At 57.6% G+C, this 20,548-nt stretch carries 22 protein-coding genes, 1 tRNA gene and 1 riboswitch; of the genes, 18 read left to right on the top strand and 5 right to left on the bottom strand.

Annotation, left to right across the window (positions count from 1 at the left end; translation table 11 throughout):
• Positions 1 to 6 precede the first annotated feature (6 nt).
• The 6 genes from selA (at position 7) to KGZ93_05795 (ending at position 6,482) form a co-directional block, all read left to right on the top strand.
• Complete coding sequence (gene selA / locus KGZ93_05820) at positions 7 to 1,416, top strand: L-seryl-tRNA(Sec) selenium transferase (GenBank protein MBS3909125.1); 1,410 nt, start codon at positions 7 to 9, stop codon at positions 1,414 to 1,416.
• Positions 1,413 to 3,317 carry a selenocysteine-specific translation elongation factor gene (gene selB / locus KGZ93_05815; protein MBS3909124.1) on the top strand — a complete coding sequence of 635 codons (1,905 nt, stop codon included), beginning with the start codon at positions 1,413 to 1,415 and terminating at the stop codon, positions 3,315 to 3,317. The genes selA and selB overlap by 4 nt, the downstream gene beginning before the upstream one ends.
• A 65-nt stretch (positions 3,318 to 3,382) precedes the next feature.
• A tRNA-Sec gene (locus KGZ93_05810) sits at positions 3,383 to 3,478 on the top strand.
• A gap of 132 nt (positions 3,479 to 3,610) precedes the next feature.
• Positions 3,611 to 4,696: an AI-2E family transporter gene (locus KGZ93_05805; GenBank protein MBS3909123.1), complete on the top strand. Its 1,086-nt coding sequence runs from the start codon at positions 3,611 to 3,613 to the stop codon at positions 4,694 to 4,696.
• A gap of 250 nt (positions 4,697 to 4,946) precedes the next feature.
• Complete coding sequence (locus KGZ93_05800; GenBank protein MBS3909122.1) at positions 4,947 to 6,173, top strand: geranylgeranyl reductase family protein; 1,227 nt, start codon at positions 4,947 to 4,949, stop codon at positions 6,171 to 6,173.
• Positions 6,174 to 6,227: 54 nt separating this feature from the next.
• The gene (locus tag KGZ93_05795) at positions 6,228 to 6,482 is read left to right on the top strand and encodes a DUF2007 domain-containing protein (GenBank protein MBS3909121.1); all 255 of its coding nucleotides are present in this window, start codon (positions 6,228 to 6,230) and stop codon (positions 6,480 to 6,482) included.
• 11 nt (positions 6,483 to 6,493) lie between these two features.
• On the opposite strand, the gene KGZ93_05790 is transcribed toward KGZ93_05795, so the two are convergent.
• From KGZ93_05790 to KGZ93_05770, 5 genes are all read right to left on the bottom strand, one after another.
• On the bottom strand, positions 6,494 to 8,614 hold the full coding sequence (locus tag KGZ93_05790; protein MBS3909120.1) for a vitamin B12-dependent ribonucleotide reductase: 2,121 nt from the start codon (positions 8,612 to 8,614) through the stop codon (positions 6,494 to 6,496).
• A gap of 100 nt (positions 8,615 to 8,714) precedes the next feature.
• Positions 8,715 to 9,572 carry a hypothetical protein gene (locus tag KGZ93_05785; GenBank protein MBS3909119.1) on the bottom strand — a complete coding sequence of 286 codons (858 nt, stop codon included), beginning with the start codon at positions 9,570 to 9,572 and terminating at the stop codon, positions 8,715 to 8,717.
• A 60-nt stretch (positions 9,573 to 9,632) separates the two neighbouring features.
• A complete protein-coding gene (locus KGZ93_05780; GenBank protein ID MBS3909118.1) occupies positions 9,633 to 9,848 on the bottom strand; it encodes a DUF1858 domain-containing protein in 216 nt (71 codons plus the stop codon).
• A gap of 109 nt (positions 9,849 to 9,957) precedes the next feature.
• Positions 9,958 to 10,704, bottom strand: a complete 747-nt coding sequence (locus KGZ93_05775; protein MBS3909117.1) for a hypothetical protein — start codon at positions 10,702 to 10,704, stop codon at positions 9,958 to 9,960.
• A 27-nt stretch (positions 10,705 to 10,731) separates the two neighbouring features.
• Positions 10,732 to 11,178, bottom strand: a complete 447-nt coding sequence (locus tag KGZ93_05770) for an Rrf2 family transcriptional regulator (protein MBS3909116.1) — start codon at positions 11,176 to 11,178, stop codon at positions 10,732 to 10,734.
• 285 nt (positions 11,179 to 11,463) lie between these two features.
• On the opposite strand from KGZ93_05770, the gene KGZ93_05765 reads away from it, so the two are divergent.
• The 12 genes from KGZ93_05765 (at position 11,464) to mog (ending at position 20,357) form a co-directional block, all read left to right on the top strand.
• Positions 11,464 to 12,369 carry a LysR family transcriptional regulator gene (locus KGZ93_05765; GenBank protein MBS3909115.1) on the top strand — a complete coding sequence of 302 codons (906 nt, stop codon included), beginning with the start codon at positions 11,464 to 11,466 and terminating at the stop codon, positions 12,367 to 12,369.
• A gap of 67 nt (positions 12,370 to 12,436) precedes the next feature.
• Positions 12,437 to 12,584: riboswitch (molybdenum cofactor riboswitch) on the top strand.
• A gap of 66 nt (positions 12,585 to 12,650) precedes the next feature.
• A complete protein-coding gene (locus tag KGZ93_05760) occupies positions 12,651 to 13,577 on the top strand; it encodes a substrate-binding domain-containing protein (protein ID MBS3909114.1) in 927 nt (308 codons plus the stop codon).
• 114 nt (positions 13,578 to 13,691) lie between these two features.
• A complete protein-coding gene (locus KGZ93_05755) occupies positions 13,692 to 14,411 on the top strand; it encodes an ABC transporter permease (GenBank protein ID MBS3909113.1) in 720 nt (239 codons plus the stop codon).
• The gene (locus KGZ93_05750; protein MBS3909112.1) at positions 14,387 to 15,466 is read left to right on the top strand and encodes an ABC transporter ATP-binding protein; all 1,080 of its coding nucleotides are present in this window, start codon (positions 14,387 to 14,389) and stop codon (positions 15,464 to 15,466) included. Before KGZ93_05755 ends, KGZ93_05750 begins: the two co-directional genes overlap by 25 nt.
• A 104-nt stretch (positions 15,467 to 15,570) precedes the next feature.
• A complete protein-coding gene (gene fdhD, locus KGZ93_05745; protein ID MBS3909111.1) occupies positions 15,571 to 16,914 on the top strand; it encodes a formate dehydrogenase accessory sulfurtransferase FdhD in 1,344 nt (447 codons plus the stop codon).
• Between the two features lie 29 nt (positions 16,915 to 16,943).
• A complete protein-coding gene (locus tag KGZ93_05740; protein ID MBS3909110.1) occupies positions 16,944 to 17,090 on the top strand; it encodes a hypothetical protein in 147 nt (48 codons plus the stop codon).
• 16 nt (positions 17,091 to 17,106) lie between these two features.
• A complete protein-coding gene (locus KGZ93_05735) occupies positions 17,107 to 17,289 on the top strand; it encodes a hypothetical protein (protein MBS3909109.1) in 183 nt (60 codons plus the stop codon).
• On the top strand, positions 17,286 to 17,825 hold the full coding sequence (gene mobB / locus KGZ93_05730; GenBank protein MBS3909108.1) for a molybdopterin-guanine dinucleotide biosynthesis protein B: 540 nt from the start codon (positions 17,286 to 17,288) through the stop codon (positions 17,823 to 17,825). The genes KGZ93_05735 and mobB overlap by 4 nt, the downstream gene beginning before the upstream one ends.
• Positions 17,809 to 18,777, top strand: a complete 969-nt coding sequence (moaA, locus tag KGZ93_05725) for a GTP 3',8-cyclase MoaA (GenBank protein ID MBS3909107.1) — start codon at positions 17,809 to 17,811, stop codon at positions 18,775 to 18,777. The genes mobB and moaA overlap by 17 nt, the downstream gene beginning before the upstream one ends.
• A gap of 1 nt (position 18,778) precedes the next feature.
• Positions 18,779 to 19,264, top strand: a complete 486-nt coding sequence (gene moaC, locus KGZ93_05720) for a cyclic pyranopterin monophosphate synthase MoaC (GenBank protein ID MBS3909106.1) — start codon at positions 18,779 to 18,781, stop codon at positions 19,262 to 19,264.
• A 129-nt stretch (positions 19,265 to 19,393) separates the two neighbouring features.
• On the top strand, positions 19,394 to 19,858 hold the full coding sequence (locus KGZ93_05715; GenBank protein ID MBS3909105.1) for an MOSC domain-containing protein: 465 nt from the start codon (positions 19,394 to 19,396) through the stop codon (positions 19,856 to 19,858).
• Positions 19,848 to 20,357, top strand: a complete 510-nt coding sequence (mog, locus tag KGZ93_05710; protein MBS3909104.1) for a molybdopterin adenylyltransferase — start codon at positions 19,848 to 19,850, stop codon at positions 20,355 to 20,357. The genes KGZ93_05715 and mog overlap by 11 nt, the downstream gene beginning before the upstream one ends.
• Positions 20,358 to 20,548 lie beyond the last annotated feature (191 nt).

The raw sequence follows: 20,548 nt of genomic DNA, 5'->3' as shown, positions 1-20,548 counted from the left end.
ACCTATTTGTCTAAGAATAAATATTTAAGGCAGTTGCCCAAGGTCGACGAGTTCCTCGATTTTCCCAAGGTAAAAGAGTTCTCGGCGACCTATCCCAGACCCCTGGTGGTGGAGGGCGTGCGCAAAGTCATAGACGACAAGCGCGGCCTGATATTGGCCCTCTCCGAAAAGGACCTGGAAGAGTTCGACCTATCGGTAATGTCATACTTGGATGAACTCGAAGCGTGGCTGAGGCGGCAATACGCGCTCAGCCTGAAGCGGCTTATAAACGCGACGGGCGTCGTCATCCACACCAACCTCGGCCGCTCCATATTGAGCAAATCGGCCATCGAGGCGGTCGTAAACGCGGCTTCCAACTATTCGAACCTCGAGTTCGACCTGGAGAAAGGCGCGCGCGGCTCCCGTCACAGCCATATAGAGAAAATCCTGGTCAAGATAACCGGCGCCGAGGCCGGCATGGTCGTCAACAACAACGCCTCAGCGGTCTTTTTGGCGCTGACCGCGCTCGCCGCAGGCAAAGAGGCGATAGTCTCGCGCGGCCAGCTCGTCGAAATCGGCGGCTCGTTTCGCATCCCCGATGTGATGAGCCAGAGCGGGGCGATTATGCGCGAGGTCGGAACGACCAACAAGACCTATATCCGCGATTATCGCGCGGCGCTCACCGATGAGACCGCGCTTTTGCTCAAAGTCCACACCAGCAACTTTAGAATCGTCGGGTTTACGCACGAGCCGTCGCTCGAAGAGCTGGTCGAACTCGGGCGCGAAGTCGGCGTGACCGTCATGGAGGATTTGGGCAGCGGCGTCCTCATCGACCTGTCGCGTTACGGCGTGGAATACGAGCCGACCGTCCAGGAGAGCGTGCGCGCCGGCGTCGACATCATCACCTTCAGCGGCGACAAGCTACTCGGCGGTCCGCAAGCAGGCCTCGTCGTCGGCAAGGCCGAGTACGTCGAACGGATGAAAAAACACCCGCTCGCCCGCGCGGTCCGCGTCGACAAGATGACGCTCGCGGGCATCGAGGCGACCCTCATGGACTACCTCGATATGGACAATATCCGCGCGGTAAACCCGACGCTGCGCATGATAACCTCCCCGGCTGAAGAACTCAAAGCGCGGGCCAAGAAGATAGCGCGGCTGCTCGCCTCGAACCTGGGCGAGACCTTTACCGTCACGACGGAGCCGGAGACTTCGAAGGTCGGCGGCGGCTCGCTCCCGCTTGCCGAGCTTCCCACTACGGTCGTCTCGATTACGAGCACGAAAGCGAGCGCCAACCGCTTAGAAGAGATGCTCCGCGCGAACGAGCCGCCTATCATCGTGCGGATAAAAGAAGACGCGGTCTTGCTCGACCCGCGAACCATCCAAGAGGGCGAAGAGCGCGAGATTCTCGAAGCGCTCAAGCGGGTGGAGGCGAGATGAAACCATTGATTCTGGGAACCGCCGGCCACATCGACCACGGCAAGACGACGCTTGTTAAGGCGCTAACCGGCATCGATACCGATAGGCTCGAAGAAGAGAAGAAGCGCGGTATCTCAATCGAGCTGGGGTTTGCCCAGTTCGAGCTGCCAAGCGGCCAGAAGCTCGGCATCGTCGATGTCCCCGGCCATGAGCGCTTCGTCAAGAATATGCTGGCCGGCGCGACCGGCATAGATATAGTCCTCCTTGTTGTCGCGGCCGACGACTCGGTCATGCCGCAGACCGAGGAGCACCTCGCCATCGTCGACCTTCTCGGTATCAAAGAAGGCGTCATCGCGCTGACCAAGGCCGACATCGTCGACGAGGATTGGCTCCCCTTGGTAGAAGAAGAAATCCGGGGCGTTATCTCAAAGACCAGCCTCAAAGACGCGCCTATCGTGCCGGTCTCGGGCAAGACGGGCATGGGTTTGGAGCAGCTCAAAGAGGTAATCGACGGGATTGCCCGGAACATACTGCCGCGCAAGGACAAAGCCCCGTTTCGCTTGCCCGTAGACCGGGTTTTTACGATGTCGGGCGCGGGAACCGTCGTTACCGGGACGCTATGGTCGGGCGAGATACACCCCGAGGACAAGGTACACGTCTATCCCGCCGACAAAGAGGCACGGGTACGAAATGTGCAGGTACACGGGAGCAAAGAGGGTATCGCTATCGCCGGTCAGCGCGTCGCGCTAAACCTCGTCGGTTTGGAAAAAGACGATATCGAACGCGGCGACGTCGTGCTGGCGCCGGGCTTTCTGACCCCGTCGTTTATGCTCGATGGGCAGTTCAAGCTGCTGGAGAGCGCCCCTAAGGAGCTGAAGAACCGGGCGCGCGTCAGGGTCCACCACGGTACCAGCGAGGTGCTCGGCCGGGTCGTACTGACCGACCGCGAGGTCTTAAAACCCGGGGATACGGCCTTTGTCCAGTTGCGGCTGGAGCAGCCGGTCATCCCGAAATATAACGATAACTTTGTCATCCGCAGCTACTCGCCTGTCCAGACCATAGGCGGCGGCCGGATTCTCGACAGCCACCCCGTGAAGTTTAGGCTGGCTAATAAAGACGATTTCACACACCGCTGCGAGATATTCTTGATTGGGGAGAGCGTCGACGTCATCCGCCTCTACCTTGCCGAAGCAGCCGGTTTTATGACCGAGAAACAACTCTGGGTCCGCTCCGAACTCGATGAGGAGCGCGTGAGGGAAGGCCTCGGCGCGCTCAAGGAGAGCGGGGAAGTCTTCGTGATGACCATCGACAAGAGCGACAACTACATCCTCAAGGACAAGTTCGATGCCCACATCAAGGCGTTCGAGGGTTTCCTCAACGATAATTTCAAGAAAAATCCGCTCAACCCGTGGATGAGCAAGCAGCTTGTCAGGTCGCAGCTTTTCGACTGGATGTCCGACAAGGAGTTCGATGCTTTTGTCGCCCACGCGCAGGCGTCCGGCAAAGTGGTCGTCGATAAAGCCCAGGTCGCTCACGCCAAAGCCCAGGTAACGGTCGGCGCCGAGGATGAAGCGCTCATCGAGAGGCTGACAAAGGCCATCGTCGACGGCGCGTATGGCCCGCCGGAGACGACCTGGTTGGCGAAAGAGTTCGCAGTCGACTTGAAGAAGTTGAATTCGCTTGCCGACCTGCTTACCCGGGAGCATAAGCTCGTCCGTATCGCCCCGAATATGTACTTTGAAGCCGGGCTTGTAGAGAAAGCGAAAGCCGAGATCAAGAAGAATTTCAGCGGCAAGCAGATTAGCCCCGCTGACGTGCGGCAACTCTTTGATACCTCTAGAAAATATGTCATCCCTCTGCTAAACTATTTTGATATGACCGGTGTTACGCGCCGCGTCGGGGACTCGAGGATAGTCCGGTAGACAAAAGTATCGTGTGTAATGTTGTTGCCGTCGGCTGTCGATGAGTTCAACGGCGACCTCTTCTTGGAGGTGGATTGGGCCTGGTGGCTCAGCTGGTCTTCAAAACCAGTCGGCCGGGTTAATCCTCGGTTGGTGGGTTCGATTCCCACGCACCTCCGCCAATACAGGCCATCCGCAAGGGTGGCTTTTTCGATTCCCATCCTATCATAACCAAAACGCCGCACGCTCTTTACAAACGGTTGCGTTTGCCGAAATATAGGTAGTAAGCAAACTTGTCGCACGAAGGGGATTCGATGCGAGAGCTACCGTATAAAAAACTCGCTTTAATATTCGCGGTCATCTGGATGGGGATAGGCTTCTTCGCCCTCGCTTTTTATCTGCTCGGCTTCATCTCCAATATAATCCTGTGGGTAGTCCTCGCCGGGGTGCTCTCGTTTATGCTATATAAGCCGGCGAGGCGGCTTCAGGAGCGTCTGCACCGCTTGCCCTGGGTCTTAGTCGTCGTATTGATATACCTTATTATCATCATCCTGATAGGCGCGGTATCGGCCGGGATAGGGGTCTCTCTTACAGTGGAGACGCAGGGCCTCACGCAAGACTATGCGCGTTTTATCGATTCGATGCGCGATTCCATCCGCTCACTCCAGGCTTTTCTTGAAGGGCTCGGTATCGATGTCAACCTCGATGTGCTCGAAAAACGAGGGCTGGTATTGTTGAGCGAACATGGTGACGTCGTCTTCAATGCTTTTCTCGGCCTGTTGGATAAGTTTTCGTCGGGCATCAGCCAGATATTTCTCATTCTCATTATTAGCCTCTATTTCTTATTGGAGGCGCGCATTATAGCCGAATCGTTCACTAGGGTCGTCCCGGAGCGTTACCGGGAAGAGATGAAACAGCTCGGCCGGGAAATAGGGAGGGTGGTCGGCGGATACACCAAGGGCCAGCTCTTACTCTCGTTCATCGTCGGCGTCTTCGCCGGCATCGGCTCGTTCGCGTTCGGCCTGCCTTACGCGCTCGCCATCGGCGTCTTCGCCGCCATATTCAATCTGATACCCGTGGTCGGCTCGTTTATCGCCGGGGTTCCCGCGGTAGCGCTCGCCCTTATCTTCCAGAGCTGGCCGATAGCATTGGCGGTCGCCGGATACTTCGTAGTCATCAACCAGGTCGAGTCGAACATCCTGAGGCCGCGCATCGCATCCGAGTCGGTCGATTTGAGTCCGCTCATGACGATTTTAGCGCTCTTGGTCGGCACTCAGCTCGGCGGTATAATCGGCGCGTTGCTCGCCGTGCCGGTCTTGAGCATCATTCTCATCTTCATCCGCTACGTCGTAAGATGGTACCGCGCTTATACGCAGGAGACGGTGTCGGCTGAGCCTTAGTTTTCTGAGCGCTTTAGCATTAGACGTGATTGTGCTGAGCCGTCGCCGACATCCCGAACTCGAGTTCGTTCTAACTCGATCGATTTAGCGGTCGCTAAAATCTTAGCTATCCCTTCCATATAAGGCTTCAGGGATTGCAGGAATTTACGTTGGAGACATCCAATTAAGCCAAGGATGGCTTGCGGGTGTGCGCCGAGCCGCGCGCACTTAAGCTTAGGCTTCCAATCGAGATGATAACGGTGGGTTCGGTATGGAAAAAGTCGATGTCGTCGTCGTGGGGGCCGGACCTTCGGGCTCGGCGGCCGCGTACTTTCTGGCGCGGCGCGGTGTTGAAGTTCTACTGTTCGATAAGAGCAAGCTCCCGCGCGAGAAGACCTGCGGTGACGGGCTGGGACCGCGCGGTATCGAGGTTCTCGATAAGATGGGCTTGGAGGGTTGGCTCATCCAAAACGGTTCCTACCGGTGCGACCGCGTCCGGCTATTTTTGAACAACGGGGATTACTTTGAAGCGGGCATCCCGAGCGAGGACACTTTGCGGCCTTGCTCTTACATAATGTCGAGAAAGGACCTCGACCTCAAGCTGGCGGAGACGGCCCGAGCCGCCGGGGCGCGGGTCGCGACTGAGACCAAGGCGATCGAGCCGGTGCGTGTGGGCGGGGCCGTAGCGGGCATTCTAGTCGAAGACGAGGACGGAGAGCGTCAAATCGGTTGTCGCGTTATCGTCTGCGCGGACGGCACGCTCGGCACGTTCGCCGCCAAGACCGGCATCGATTGTGTTAAGCCGCACGCCTTCGCGGTGCGGGCCTACTACGACGGGGTCAAAAACCTCGACGATTGCATTAACATCTTTATTGAAGACAAGATACGCGAGGGATACGCTTGGATATTCCCGACCGGCGAACAGTCGGCGAATATCGGTATCGGCTTAAGCACCCGCGTGATGAAAGAGGGCAAAATAGACGCGCGCCGGCTATTGGGTTGGTTTATGTCGGAGAAGAAGACGTACCCGATCGATCTCAGCGACGCGGTGGCGACGACCGACGTTAAGGGTGCTTACCTGCGTATGGGGTACGGGAGGCATGATGTGGTCGCCGACGGACTCGTCTTGACCGGTGACGCCGCCGGCCTTATCAGTCCTATGAGCGGTGAGGGGATAGCATATGCCCTGGAGAGCGGTGAGATAGCGGCGGATGTGATAAAGGAAGCGCTCGATAAGGGCGATGTCTCAGCCGGCGGCCTGGCCCCTTACAAAAAGGCGCTCGATAAGGCGTTCTTAATCGACCACCGCATCTACGAGTTTTTGCGCGAGTCGTTGGCGCGACCTTCGCTGATGAACAGGGTAGTCGTAAAAGCGAGGCTAAACCCCGATTTCGCGGGTAAGTTCGTCAGCGTGATGATGGGCACCGCGCGACCCCTCGATGTATTCACCCCGAAGATGCTCTGGCGCTTGTTCGGCCCCGACATAAAACGCGGGTAGAAGTTAGGGCAACCGGCTATTTCCACCCACGCGATATTGCCCTACAATGAAGATATGTCTGGATTAGTGGAGCTTACGGCAGTAGAAAATGAAGTAGAGGCGGAGATGGTCAATTCGCTGCTCTCTTCTCATGGTATTCACACGGTCATAAAAGCGGCGCCGCTCGAGTTTCCGATGTCGGCCTTGCTTAGAGTGGTCTATGTCCTCGAAGAAGACCTCGAACGCGCGCTGGAGCTGCTCGATTCGAAGAACTTCGTCGCCGACGACGAAGATGAGGAAGGCGCGCTGGAAGACGAAGACACCCCGTAAGGCGGTCGTTGCTAGAGCGGGCAATATCCCCACGGGCAGCCGCCGGAGTATTCCGATGCCGCCGTTACCGGCTGGTCGATTATCTTTCTATCTTCGGGCCTGCCGACATAGAGGACTTGCTCTTTTTTGCTCCCATACCGGTATGCGGTGATTCCTTTGCAGCCCAGCTCGTAGGCGAGGACAAAGACCTTGCGCACATCTTCGAGCGTCGCGTTTTCCGGAAGGTTGACCGTTTTGGAGACCGCGTTGTCCACATGTTTTTGGAACGCCGCCTGTATTCGCACGTGCCACGCCGGTTCGATATCGAGAGCCGTCACAAAGACGCGCCTTACATCCTCGGGTATCTCTTCCATCGCTTGAATCGTGCCGTGTTTGGCGATTTTCATCATCAGGTCTTGGCTGTGGAATCCGCGCTCCCGCGCGACCTTCTCGAAGACCGGGTCGACCTCGAGGAGCGTCGTTCCCTCCATTACTTCGCGGGCGTAGGAGACGGCGAAGAGGGGCTCGATGCCGCTGCTGGTGTTGGCGATGATGCTTATAGTGCCCGTCGGCGCGACCGTGGTCAGGGTAGCGTTGCGCATCATCTCGTAGCCCGCCGCATCCCATTTGCTCCCTTTGAAGTTGGGGAAGGAGCCGCGCGTGCGCGCCAGCTCGGCCGAGGCGGCAATCGCCTCCTCGTAGACGAATCTCATGACGCGCTCCGCGATATCGAGCGCATCCTCCGAGTCATACGCAATCGCCAGTTCCAGGAGCAGCTCGGCGAAGCCCATCACGCCGAGGCCGATTTTGCGGTTGGCTTTGGCCATATAGTCTATCTGGGGCAGCGGGTATTTGCCCGCGTCTATGACGTTGTCGAGGAAGCGCACCGAGAGCCGCACCGTCTCTTTGAGCTTGTCCCAGTCGACAGCACCCCCCCGAACCATCTTGTGGAGGTTGATCGAGCCGAGATTGCACGGTTCATTGGGCAGTAAAGGAATTTCACCGCATGGATTCGTGCTCTCGAATTCGCCTGCGTCGGGGGTGGGGTTGGCCGCGTTGGCGCGGTCGATGAAGAAGAGGCCGGGGTCGCCGGTCGTCCAGGCCATCGCTACTATCAAGTCGAAGAGTTCTTTCGCCGCCGCCGTACCGGTGGTCTCGCCGGTACGCGGGTTGATGAGGTCGATGTCGCCCCCGGCGGCGACCGCTTCCATGAACGCATCGGTGACCGCGACCGAGATGTTGAAGTTATCGAGAAAGCCCTCTTTTTTCTTAGCGGTGATGAACTCTATGATATCGGGATGGTCGCAGCGCAAGATGCCCATGTTGGCGCCGCGCCGCCGCCCGCCCTGCTTGATGACATCGGTCGCGACATCGAATACCCGCATGAAAGATAGCGGGCCCGACGCTACGCCTTTGGTCGATTTGACCAGGTCGCCTTTGGGACGCAACCGCGAAAACGAAAAACCGGTCCCGCCTCCGCTCTGATGGATGATAGCCATGTGTTTTACGGAATCGAAAATGGCCGGTATCGAGTCTTCGACCGGAATCACAAAACAGGCCGCGAGCTGGCCCATAGAGGTGCCCGCGTTCATAAGGGTCGGCGAGTTTGGAATGAACTCGAACCCGGCCATTAGGTTATAGAAGGCCTCTTCGAGCGTTTTGACGTCGGCGTCGGCGTCGTAGAGCTTTTCGACTGCGGCGACCGCGATTGCGACCCGCCTGAAGAGCCGGCTCGGGGTCTCGATGGTTCTTCCTTGGTCGTCTTTGAGGAGATAGCGGTGGCTCAGCACTTTCGCGGCGTTTACGCTCACTTTGAGGTCGTCGACGGGCACTCCGACGAATTGGCGGGCCGAGCGCACGTTGGCCCTCATCTGCCGGTAGAGGATATATGCTTTGGCGACTTCGTACAGGCCTTTCTCGCTCAGGACTCGCTCGACCGCGTCTTGGACCTCTTCGACGGAGAGCACCGGCAAGGCGCCTGCTTTCGACTCGAGCAGCAAGACGACCTTCTTGGCCAGCTCGGCTGCGAGCCTTCCGTCTTGCGTGCCCGTGGCGTTGAGCGCTTTCTCTATGGCGTTTGCGATTTTGCCTTTTTCAAAATCGACGGTACGCCCGTCTCTTTTGTTTATCTTTGAAATGCGCTGTGCCTGCATATCGTTGATCACCCCTCGCGAATACTACCCTGAAAATGACTATAGCGATAAGCAAAGATATAACCAATTTCGATCTATTAGAAACTTGTCCGGCGCCGGTTTAGCGCCCTTTATCGCGCGGGACCGGCGGCGTCCGGTAGGGGACGGGGACATATTCGACGGAAGGCCGCCGTTGCTGGGCTTGCGGATATAATTGCATGAGCTGGTGAAATTCTTTCGGCAAGTCCGCCCTTACCGGCAGGCCGAGTTCTTTAGCCTCGGCGACGGTTATGGGATAATCGTGCGTCCAGCGTCCTTCGCTCATCGTCGTTGCAAGACGCAAGGCCTCGTCTTTATCCATAGTCTCTTTTATCAGCGCGTATATAAAGTCCCTGACTTGGTCGATGGCTTTCTTGGCGATGTCGGCGAGGATTATCGTGTGGTCGTCGCGGTTGGGGTTGTCGACTGCCATAGCGGCGAGAATCGAGGCCGCCGGGTATGACCCGCCGCGCGTATCCCCGAGTTGCGGGTCGACCGGGCCGAGCACCGCGTTCTCGTCCATGATTATCTCGTCGGCGCCGAGCGCGATGAGCGTCCCGCCCGACATCGCATAGTGCGGCACAAAAACGGTGACTTTAGCCGGGTGCCGCCTGATTGCCCAAGATATCTGTTCCGACGCCAAGACGAGCCCGCCCGGCGTATGGAGGACGATGTCGATTGGCACGTTAGGGTCGGTGAGGCGAATAGCTCGCATTATCTGCTCGGAGTCTTCGATGTCGATGAAGCGCGCGAAAGCGATTCCTAAGAAGCTGAGCGCCTCTTGGCGATGGATGAGAGTTATAAGCCTGCTCTTGCGACTGCCCTCGATGTTGTGGATCAGTTGCAGCCTGCGTGACTCCAAAAGCCTCTTTTGGACCATGGGTACTATAAAGGAGATTAAAAATAGTACGAAAAAAAGATCGGTGATTCCGAAGTTCATAACACGCCCTTCTTGTCCGATTTCGTTTCTTGGTCGACCTGTACCGGGAGTGATTGCGGCCTAATCTTGGCTCGCGGCTTCCGCTTCTATCGCGGCGTTCAGCTCCGCCACGAGTTGGTCGGGGTCGATTCCGTGGAGCGCCGCGCCCTGCTCTATGTTTTCAAGTCTCGACACCGCGCATCCGAAGCAGGAGAGGCCGTGTTCGACAAAGACCTCGATTGTCTCCGGGTAGAGTTCGACACAGTCCGATATGGTCATATCTTTTGTAACCGCCATCTTAACAGCCCCCTTATCAACCTCTCAAACGCCGGTCGTTTAGCTCACGGCTTAAAACATCTTACCAAGATTATAACAGCAGTTAATGTAGATTAATAATAAGTATACCCTAGAAATGGCACTCGCCACACTGGTTATGAGATTCGTGACAGGCAAGGCAGTTGCTCAGACCGCCCGCTACCGTCGTCACGCTCTTATCGAAAGCGCCGATATTCCGGTGGGTGGCGGCGAGTTCTTGCCGGTCGTAGTGGCACATCGCGCAAATGTCGTTGCTCGGTTTTTCCTTAGACATCGCCGCGACTTTATCGATGTCGACCAGCGGCCCACACGCGGTACAGGCCCATCCGTCACCGGCTGCTTCGAGTTTACCGCCGCAATCACCACAATCGGCATCCGCCGGCGAGAGCTGCTTTTTACATTTTGGGCAGAAGAGGGCGTTCGATATCTTGGTCTTGTCTTTAGGGCGTTTTTTAACCACGGTTTTACCGTCTCTATGGCAATCCGCGCAGATAACCTCGTTTATCCGTCGTTGCTCAAGCGCCTGTTTGCTCGACGCGGGGCGCCCCGGGTCCATCAGGTTTTCTTTCGAGGAGTGGCATTTGCCGCAGTCTTCGCCGTCGAGCGCGTCGTGCATCTTTACCATCGCGGGCTTCTTGCTATGGCAGACGCACGCGGGCATAGCGCCGGAGGGCGCGGCTACTTCAGCCGGTTTATTTTGTCCGTCGCCGGCCGAGAGTTGCGCTACTTGCACGAAGCCGGGGAGCATATCATATTCTCGCAGGTAGGAGTAACCAACCAGCGATACGACGGCTAACATCAAGACAATCGTTACGATTGAGGCGCTCCTGTCGCTCATCCTTATAACCTCACACGCCGGCGGCCGCTATACTTCCAGCTCGACCTCGTTGTTTATTTTGGCCGAGACAGCGGTAGCCGCGCTTGTTTTGCCCGCTTTTTTACCGGTTTGCGACTGGTCCATGAGCCCGGCGAGGGTCGTCGCTTCGAGCACCGCGAGCATCTGCTTTTGCGCAAGCCCCCAGACCTCATGGATGGGGCACTTAGACTTGCGCGAACAGCTCGCTTCTCCGATAAGGCACTGGTTGAGAGCGATCGGCCCCTCGATGGCCTCGACGATGTAGCGGAGCGAGATTTCAGAAGGTTTTTTCGTCAGGTAGATGCCGCCGCCGCTCCCGCGAACGGTGTGTATGAGACCCGCCGAGCGCAATTCGGGGACTATCTGAATAAGAAAATTCGGCGGGATATCTTGGCGCGCCGCAATCTCTTTAGACATCAACGGCTGTTCATCGAGGTTGCTTGCGATGTCGAGCATCGTCCGTATGGCGTACTCCGCCCTTCTGGTAAGCTGCTTTTCACCCTCCGTGCATGTCTATAAACTTAAGTAAAATGGTTAACTTTATGATATAGGGCTTCGAACAAATAATCAAGCATTTGATCGGTGCGATGTTCTTAGGATTTGCGGCGCAGTCCAGGCCGTTTTGCGCACATAAAAGGCCGGTTTTCATCTTGACAAAATTGGCGCCGAGTATTAAAAATTGCTATAATGATAAGAAATAATGTGTTCGATAATGATAATAAATAATTATTGGAGGATATGATGAACATAAACCAGCTTAGAGCTTTTGTCAGCATCGTCGAGAAGGGTACGTTTTCGGCGGCCGCAAGGTCGATGGGTGTGTCGCAGCCCGCGGTAAGCCTGCAAATCCAAGCTCTCGAAGAGTTCGTAGGGGTCGAGCTTCTCGACCGGCGCACCAAGAAAGTACAACTTACCGAAGCGGGCAAGCTCTTCTACCCGAGCGCGTTGCAGATAGTGACTCAAATCGACAATGTCCAGCACCAGCTCGACGAGTTGGGCGAATCCGTTAAGGGGCGCCTGGCGGTCGGCGGGAGCACGATTCCGGGCGAGTACGTTCTCCCGAAACTTCTCGGCAGATTCAAACGCGAGTTCCCGGATGTTTTGATAACACTGAAGATAAGCGACACGAACGACATAGCCGAGCAGGTCATTTCAGGGGAGCTGCAGGTGGGCCTCATCGGCGCCAAGTTCAGCTCCGGCCAGTTGACGTCACGGGCCTTTCTCCACGATGAGCTGGTATTTATCACACCTTCCGACCATGAGCTGGCGAAACAGCGAGCGGTGACCCTTGAGGACCTGCGGAACGCGGACTTCATTATAAGGGAGCGGGGCTCCGGCACCAGGCAGACTATCGAGGGCTTCTTGACTACGCACGGCATGAGTTTCGACGATTTCAACGTGGTGATGGAGCTGGGCAGCACCGAGGCTGTGGTAAACGCGGTCAGCGCCGGCCTCGGCGTATCTATCGTCTCCAAGTGGGCGGCGGAGCGTTCGCTGAAGCTCGGCGAACTCGTCACCGTTAAGATACCGGGCTTCTCTTTCACGCGCGACCTCTATCTGGTCGTAAGCAAGCATGTCCCGACCCGGTCGGCAGGCGCGTTCTTGTCCTTCATCGAAGCGTTGGATGTCGATGAGATAAAACCGTAGAAGCACAACCCCGCAGCTACTTGCCACCGTTAACAAATTGCTATATTGTATTTTATTAGCTATATACGCATATTTTAGACTCCGACCCGAAATTCCTAAGGCGCAGGCTATGGGATGAGGGCGCTTGGGTGTGACAGCAAGTGAGCACCCAGCCAGGGTCAAGCTGGAAACGGCGTGGCCTCCCGTGTTTGGAAAGGAGCCTGTTTATTTAGGCACCAGTCTGTCCACGCGCGGAGACTGGCGCCTTTTTTGTTTTGATGATTATCAGAGGAGGAGTAGGATTGAAAAGAATTGTATTAGTATTGCTCGCAATAGTCCTTACGACGGCGGTTATGGCGATTGCCGGTTGTTCGGCTCAGCAAGCCACCGATGCCACAACTACGACCACGGCCAAAAAAAGCGCGGCCAAGTCTAACCAGACGCTAATCTTGGCGACCACTACGAGCACCAAAGATACCGGCCTCTTGGATGAGCTTTTACCGGCGTTTACCAAGAAGACCGGGATAACGGTAAAACCGGTCGCGGTCGGCACCGGCGAGGCATTGAAGATGGGCGAGCGCGGCGACGCCGATGTACTTCTCGTGCACGCCAGGGCGTCCGAAGACGAGTTTATGGCCGCAGGCTTTGGCAGGGTCAGAAAAGACGTCATGCACAACGATTTCGTGCTCATCGGGCCGGCAAACGACCCGGCTAACGTCAAAGGCGCAGCCGATGCGGCTGCGGCGTTCGAGAAAATCAGGTTGCATAGCATGTTGCAAAGCACGTTACCGGCGAGCAACCCGTTTGTATCGCGCGGCGACGACTCCGGTACCCACAAGAAAGAAATCAAGATTTGGGAGCAGGCCGGCGTCAAGACGGATGATGTCTATTTCAAGCCGGGAGGCGGTTCGTACATCAGCACCGGCCAGGGCATGGCGCAGACCATCATCATAGCCAACGAGAAGCAGGGCTACACGCTCGCCGACCGCGGCACCTATCTGGTGCAGAAAGACAATATCGACCTCGTCGTTTTGACAGAGAAGAGCAAAGACCTTCTCAATCCCTACGGCGTCATCGCGGTCAACCCGGACAAATTCCCGAAGGTCAACTACGACGGCGCGATGGAGTTTATCGATTTTCTCACCTCGGATGAGGGGCGGAAGCTTATCGGCGAGTTCGGCAAGGATAAGTTCGGCCAGGCACTCTTCGTGCCGGACGCGAAGAAGTAGAAAGAATTTTCAAACCTAGAGTCTTGAATGGCGATAATGCAAATCAGGGCTACGCCGACGGGCGGGGCTGGAAGACCCCGCCCGTCGCAAAGGCATAAACAGTGAGCTAACGTTATGGATTTGCTTTTCGAAGGCTTCAAACAAGCCGTCATATTGATACTCAGCGGCGACCCGCTGGTCGTCGAGGCGACCCTGCGCTCGCTTCAGACATCCGGGACGGCGGTGTTTATCTCGATAATTTTGGGGGTGCCGCTCGGGTTTTTGCTCGCGCTCACCAGGTTTCCGGGGCGCAATCTTATAGTAAGCCTCGTCAACGCCGGCATGGGACTGCCGCCGGTAGTCGTCGGCCTCTTCGTGGCGATTTTTTTGTGGCGCTCGGGCGCGCTCGGGTTTTTAGGGCTGATGTATTCTATCCCGGCGATTATCATCGCGCAGGTCATAATCGCGTTGCCGCTGGTAACCGGGGTCATTATCTCGGCCATCCAGCAGCTCAACCCGAAAATCAGGTTGCAGGCGCTCGCGCTCGGCGCGACCAAAACACAGATGCTTTTCACGTTAATTAAAGAGGCGCGGATTACCGCGCTCGTCGCCGTGATAGCCGGCTTTGGCGCGATAATATCGGAGGTAGGCGCGGTGATGATGGTCGGCGGCAATATCAGCGGGCAGACGCGGGTCTTGACGACCGCCATCGTCGAGCAGGTAGGCCGGGGCGATTTCAGCCGGGCGATAGCTTTGAGTTTAATCCTTCTTACCATCACGTTTGCCGCGACCTACGCGCTCACGCACTACCAGCAGAGGGGGGCGGCCGCATGGGCGCAGCGTACCTCCGAATAGCCGATCTTTTGCAGCGCTACGGGGACAAGGTCGTCTCCGATATAGATGACCTCGTTATCGAGCGGGGCGAGGTGCTCGCCGTCATCGGCCCGAACGGCGCCGGCAAGAGCACGCTTTTGAAGCTTATCGCGCGGCTGGAGAAGCCGGTTTCGGGTAAGATTTCGTTTAACGGCGGGATTAGCGACGAACTCGATATCCGCCGGCGCCTGGCGATGGTCTTCCAGGAGCCGCTCCTCTTTAACACGACCGTCTTCGATAATATCGCCTACGGCCTGAAGGTCCGTAAAGTCGCGAAGGAAGAGATAGCGAGCCGGGTGCGCGAGGTCGCCGGGATGCTGGACGTAGCGCACTTACTCGGGCGTGCCTCGATCAATCTCTCCGGCGGCGAGGCGCAACGCGTCTCCCTTGCGCGAGCGCTCGTCCTCGAACCGGAGCTTTTACTCCTCGACGAGCCGATGGCCTCACTCGACCCTCCCACTAAGAGGGCGCTCATCGAAGACTTGCGGGAGGTGCTCGATAGGCTCGACGTGACCGTGGTCTACGTCACCCACCAGCGCACCGAAGCGATAATGATCGCCGACAGGATTGCCGTGATGGACGAAGGGCGAATCGTGCAGGTCGGCACCGCGCAAGAGGTGATGAACCGTCCGGTAAACGAGATGGTCGCCGACCTCGTCGGCGTCGAGAATATCCTCGAAGGCAGGGTCGCCGGCGCGCGCGACGGAGTCACCGTCGTCGAGGTCGAAGGCCAAGAGATAGAGGTCGCCGGCGGGGAAGGTCTCACCGCTAAGGTCTGGCTCTTTGTCCGTCCCGAGAATGTCTATATCGCCGCCGCCGACCACAGCGAGCGCCAGACGGGCATGCGCAATCATTTCGAGGGCGAGATAACCAAGTTGTACGATATGGGCGCGTTCTATCGCGCGGTGACGGAGTGCGGGTTTGCGTTGGTCGCCCTCGTCACCAAGCGCTCCGCCAATGAGATGGGCTTGCGGGTAGGCATGCGCGTTTCGACGTCGTTCGATTCGACCGATGTGCACGCGGTATCGAGAGAGTAGCCGGCGTCCCGGTCGGCGGGCGGAGAAATTTTGCGTAGCAGTCCCTTTTATGCGGGGATTGCTAGGATTTTACAGTAAGTTATCAATATAATAATAGTATGGTTATGGAAGAGGGCGACGGAAAACTCAATATGGCCGCGATTATCGTGGCCGGCGGCAAGAGCAGACGCATGGGGCGCGACAAGAACCTGGTCGAGTTCGACGGCGAGCCGTTGCTCTTGCGCGCGGTAAATAATGTGTCGGCGCTCTTCAGCGAGGTCATCGTCGTCACGAACCAGCCTATTCCTTTGGAGATAACCGGCGCCAAGGTCGTGATGGATGCCGTCGCGAACCAGGGTCCGCTCGGCGGCATCGGCACCGGCTTGAAGGAGTCGTCGTACGAGACGAATTTCGTCCTCGCCGTAGACATGCCCTTTGCCGACCCGCGGGTCATCCGGTATTTGGCCGGGCTGACCGGCCAGGCCGACATTGTGGTTCCAAGGACGGCCGGCGGTCTTGAGCCGCTCTTCGCGTTCTACGGCAAACGCTGCATTCCGGCTATCGATGAGGTACTCGCGCGCGGCGAGCGCAAGGTGGCGGCGATTTTTCCACGGCTCAACGTCTGGATTGTGGGGAGTTCGGAGCTTGCCCATCTCGAAGGAGCCGATGTTACATTTATAAACGTAAATACCTCAAACGACCTGGACAAGGCGGAAAATGGGATCGCCGAATTGATGGCTAAGAACAAAAAAGACGACCGGCGCCCACCGATAGAGCGCCCGGTAACCATCTATCTGGACGGCGAGGAGTTAGTGACGTTGCAGTGCAGCCTCGAGCACCTCGACGAGCTGGCTTGTGGTTTTATGGTCGCCGAGGGTATCTTGGAGTCGCGCGATGAGATAAAGGGTTTGCGCGTCGATACGTGTCTCGGCGAAGCGCGCATCGAACTTAAAAAGGCCGGGCAGCGGGCGAGCGTCACGGCCGGCCGGCGTTTTATGACCTCCGGTTGCGGCAAAGGGCTTTCCTTTACCGACCCCGGCGATACGCGCGGCATCCGCAAGCCGGATTCGGGCTTTTCGGTCGAGGCGGCGAGAATCCCGGAATTAATGAAAGAGTTTTTAGGCCGGAGCCACCGGCCCGGCATGCACTCCTCGGCATTGGTCAAGGATGACAAGGTGTGGATGTTGCGCCAGGATATCGGCCGCCACAACACGGTCGACATGATTCTGGGACGCTTGTTTCTCGACGATGAGGCCGACCGGGACGTCATGCTGTTGACGACCGGGCGTATCTCATACGAGGTGGTGGTCAAAGCGGCGAAAGCGGGTATCCCCATTATCCTTTCGCGGACCGCGGCGACCGATATGGCGATCGATTTAGCTTACGAACTCGGAGTCGAGCTGGTCGGATATGTTCGGGGACGAAATTCGCAGCTCTATACGGGGGGTCTGAGAATCCGGGGGAAGTAACCAGCATGTAGTAGGAGGTATCGACGGTATTGATAGGTTTTGAGGAAGCGTTCGCCGACCGGTCGGGCCGCCGGAATATGGTCCGCGCGACGGTCGCCGAAGACATGGCGTTAAAGCCCGGTGATACCGTGACGGTGCAGCTTATGGAGCCGGTTACGGCGACTATTTCAGGGTAGATTGGAGATAGAGACAATGGACAAACCAACCTTAGAGGTTTTGAAGCGAGTCGAAGAGGCGGCGACGGACAAGCGGATATCGTGTACGGTGGCGCGCAAGGTCGCCGAAGACCTCGGCGTGCCGGCGCGCATGGTCGGCGATGCCTGCGACGAACTCGGTGTGAAGATTCACGCCTGTGAGCTGGGGTGCTTTAAGTGATACCGGTCATCTCGGTCGTCGGCAAATCGAACGCCGGCAAGACGACCTTTCTCGTAAAACTCATCAAGGAGCTTAAACGGCGCGGCTACCGGGTCGCCGTCATAAAACACAACGTCCACGATTTCGAGATGGATCATCCCGGAAAGGATACCCACCGCCACTTCGGGGCGGGAGCCGACGCGGTCGTCATCGCCTCGGCGCACAAGCTGGCGATGGTCAAGAGGCTCGATGAAGAACTCGCGGTCGACGAGATAATCGCGCTGGTGGGGCCGGGCTACGACCTGGTGCTAACCGAAGGATATAAACGGGGACGCTTTCCGAAGATAGAGGTCTCCCGCAAAGACCATAGCCGCGAATTTATAAGTGAGGAAGATGAACTCATCGCGGTCGTGACCGACAACGACTTCGCGGTGGAGCGACCGCATTTTGCGTTAGACGACGCCGCCGGGGTGGCGGATATGATAGAGAAGTCATACCTGGCCGGCACAGGCCGTCCAGGCGAAACAGAGGGAAGTCCGAGTGGAGCTTTACGATAGGTTCAACCGCAGGATAGATTATTTGAGAATATCCGTGACCGACCGGTGCAACCTGCGCTGCTCGTACTGTATGCCCAAGGCGGGGGTTGAGGCCAAGGCGCACCGCGACATTCTAAGCTACGAGGAGATAGAGCGCTTCGCTGTCGCCGCTGTCGCCGCGGGAATCACCAAAATTCGCCTCACCGGCGGCGAGCCGCTGGTGCGAAAAGACGCGGTCGCCCTGGTTAAGATGTTGGCGGCGATACCGGGCTTGCGCGACATGTCGCTTACGACCAACGGGCTGCTCTTGCCGGACTATGGCGACGACCTCAAAGCCGCGGGTTTGAAGCGGGTCAACATCAGCCTCGACAGCCTCGACGCAGGCATATATCGGCGTCTCACCCGCGTGGGCGACCTCGATAAAGCGCTCGCCGGCCTTAAAAAAGCGCTCGATTTGGGGTTTGAGCCGGTCAAGGTAAACGCCGTTTTGATGCGCGGGGTAAACGACGACCCCAAAGAGTTCGTCGAAATTATACACGAGTACCCGGTGCACGTCCGGTTCATCGAGTATATGCCGGTAGGAGTATGGGACCCCGCGCTTTACGTCTCTATGGACGAGTTCAAAGCAAACCTTGCCCGCTACGGCGCGGGTGACCCCGTCGAGGGCCCGCCCGGTGCCGGTCCGGCGACATACTTCGCTTTTGCGGGCGCGCTCGGCACCATCGGCTTTATCAGCCCCATCAGTAATCACTTCTGCGGCTCGTGCAACCGGCTGCGGCTCACCCCCGACGGCAAGGTCCGGCCATGTCTCTTCTCGGACGACGAGTTTGACATCCGCCCTAAGGTCGGGGATAACGTAAGCAAGGACGAGACAATCGAATTTATCCGGGAGATACTGGCCGCCAAACCCGAGCGGCATGCCGTTCACGAGAAAGAGCACCTCAAGCGGCTGATGTACCAGATTGGAGGATAAGATGGCGGACCGCTGGAAGATAGTCGAGGAAGAACTCAAAGTGTTGACGCATTTCAACAAAGAAGGTCGGGCGCGGATGGTCGACGTGGGCGCCAAAGAGATAACGGCGCGCACCGCAATCGCGCGCGGAATGGTGGCGATGAAGCCCGAGACGATGCAGCTCATAAGGGATGGGGCCATCGAGAAAGGGGATGTTCTAAACGTCGCGCAGGTCGCGGGAGTCATGGCGGCCAAGAAGACCTGCGACATCATCCCGATGTGCCACCCGTTGCGGATAACCGCGGTCGACATCAATTTTTCGAAGTTGAGTGAGACGGAACTCGGCATCATCGCGACGGTCAAGACTATGGACAGGACCGGCGTCGAGATGGAGGCCTTGACCGCGGTCTCGGTCGCCGCGCTTACCGTCTACGACATGTGCAAAGCGGTCGACAAGGGGATGCTCATCGGCGGCATCGAGCTGGTCGAAAAGACCGGCGGTAAGTAGTAGGGGCCGAGCTTGTCTCGGCCCTATAGACCGAGCCGAGGCCGAGCCCAAGTAGGGGCCGAGCTTGTCTCGGCCCTATAGATAGAGTTCCATGAGCCCCCTACGGGGCCCCAACAAGATCTTATACGTATGAACAAAACAGCGAAAATCATATCTATTAATATAAGCGAGAAGAAAGGCATGCGTAAAAAGCCGGTCGCCGGGGCGACGGCCGTCGTTGGCCACGGCCTCGAGGGCGACGCGCACGCCGCCGATTGGCACCGCCAGGTAAGCCTTCTCGCGCGGGAGAGTATCGACAAGATGGTCTCGATGGGTTTGTCGGTGGGGCCGGGTGATTTTGCCGAGAACCTGACTACGACCGGCATCGACCTGCCGGCGATGCCCATAGGAACAAGGCTGAAGGTCGGCGAGGATGTTGTTTTAGAGGTAACCCAAATCGGGAAGGAATGTCATACCAGGTGTGCCGTCTATCGGCAAGCCGGCGATTGTGTCATGCCGAAAGAGGGCATTTTCGCCCGCGTGATCGAGGGCGGGCCGCTCAAAACGGGCGACACCGTTAAGGTCGGGGGGTCGGGGGATAGCTATGAGGCTTAAAGACGTAAAAGTCGGCATTTTAACGATAAGCGACAAAGGGTCGCGGGGCGAGCGCGAGGATACAAGCGGCCCCGAGATACGGCGCATCGTCGAGGCCGAGGGCGCTAAGGTAATATCGTACCAGGTAATCGCCGATGAGCGGTACCTTATCGAAGAGCGGCTGGTCTACCTCGCCGACTTCGACGAGGCGGAGCTTATCTTTACGACCGGGGGCACCGGGTTTGCGCCGCGCGATGTGACGCCCGAGGCGACGCTCGCCGTCATCGAACGGCTCGTGCCCGGCTTTGTCGAGGCCATCCGCCACGCTAGTCTCCAAATCACTCCTCACGCGATGCTCTCGCGTGCCGTCAGCGGCATCCGGGGCACCACCGTCATCGTCAACCTGCCCGGTAGCCCGAAGGCGGTGCGCGAGTCCATAGAGGTCATCTTGCCGGCGCTCCCGCACGCCATAGAGGTACTCAAAGGCAACACCGAAGACTGCGCCGGGCATGCGCATTAAACTCCCCCTGAAACTGCCCGATATATAAACAAGTTCGAATAACCGCGGCGGCGAAGCCGAGTGGTCGCGGCACGGGGATAGTATCCACACACTTGCGCTAACAACGCGTTTTGTGTATCTTTCAGTCAAACCGGTTTAGTGCCGGCGATGACGGCGCAAGGACATGTGTTGCCTAAAAGGTGTCGACACCA

The organism is Actinomycetota bacterium (genome assembly GCA_018333515.1).
Classification (GTDB): Bacteria; Actinomycetota; Aquicultoria; order Aquicultorales; family Aquicultoraceae; genus Aquicultor.
The sequence above is the reverse complement of the archived record's forward strand: the minus strand, read 5'-3'. Positions and strand labels throughout refer to the sequence as shown.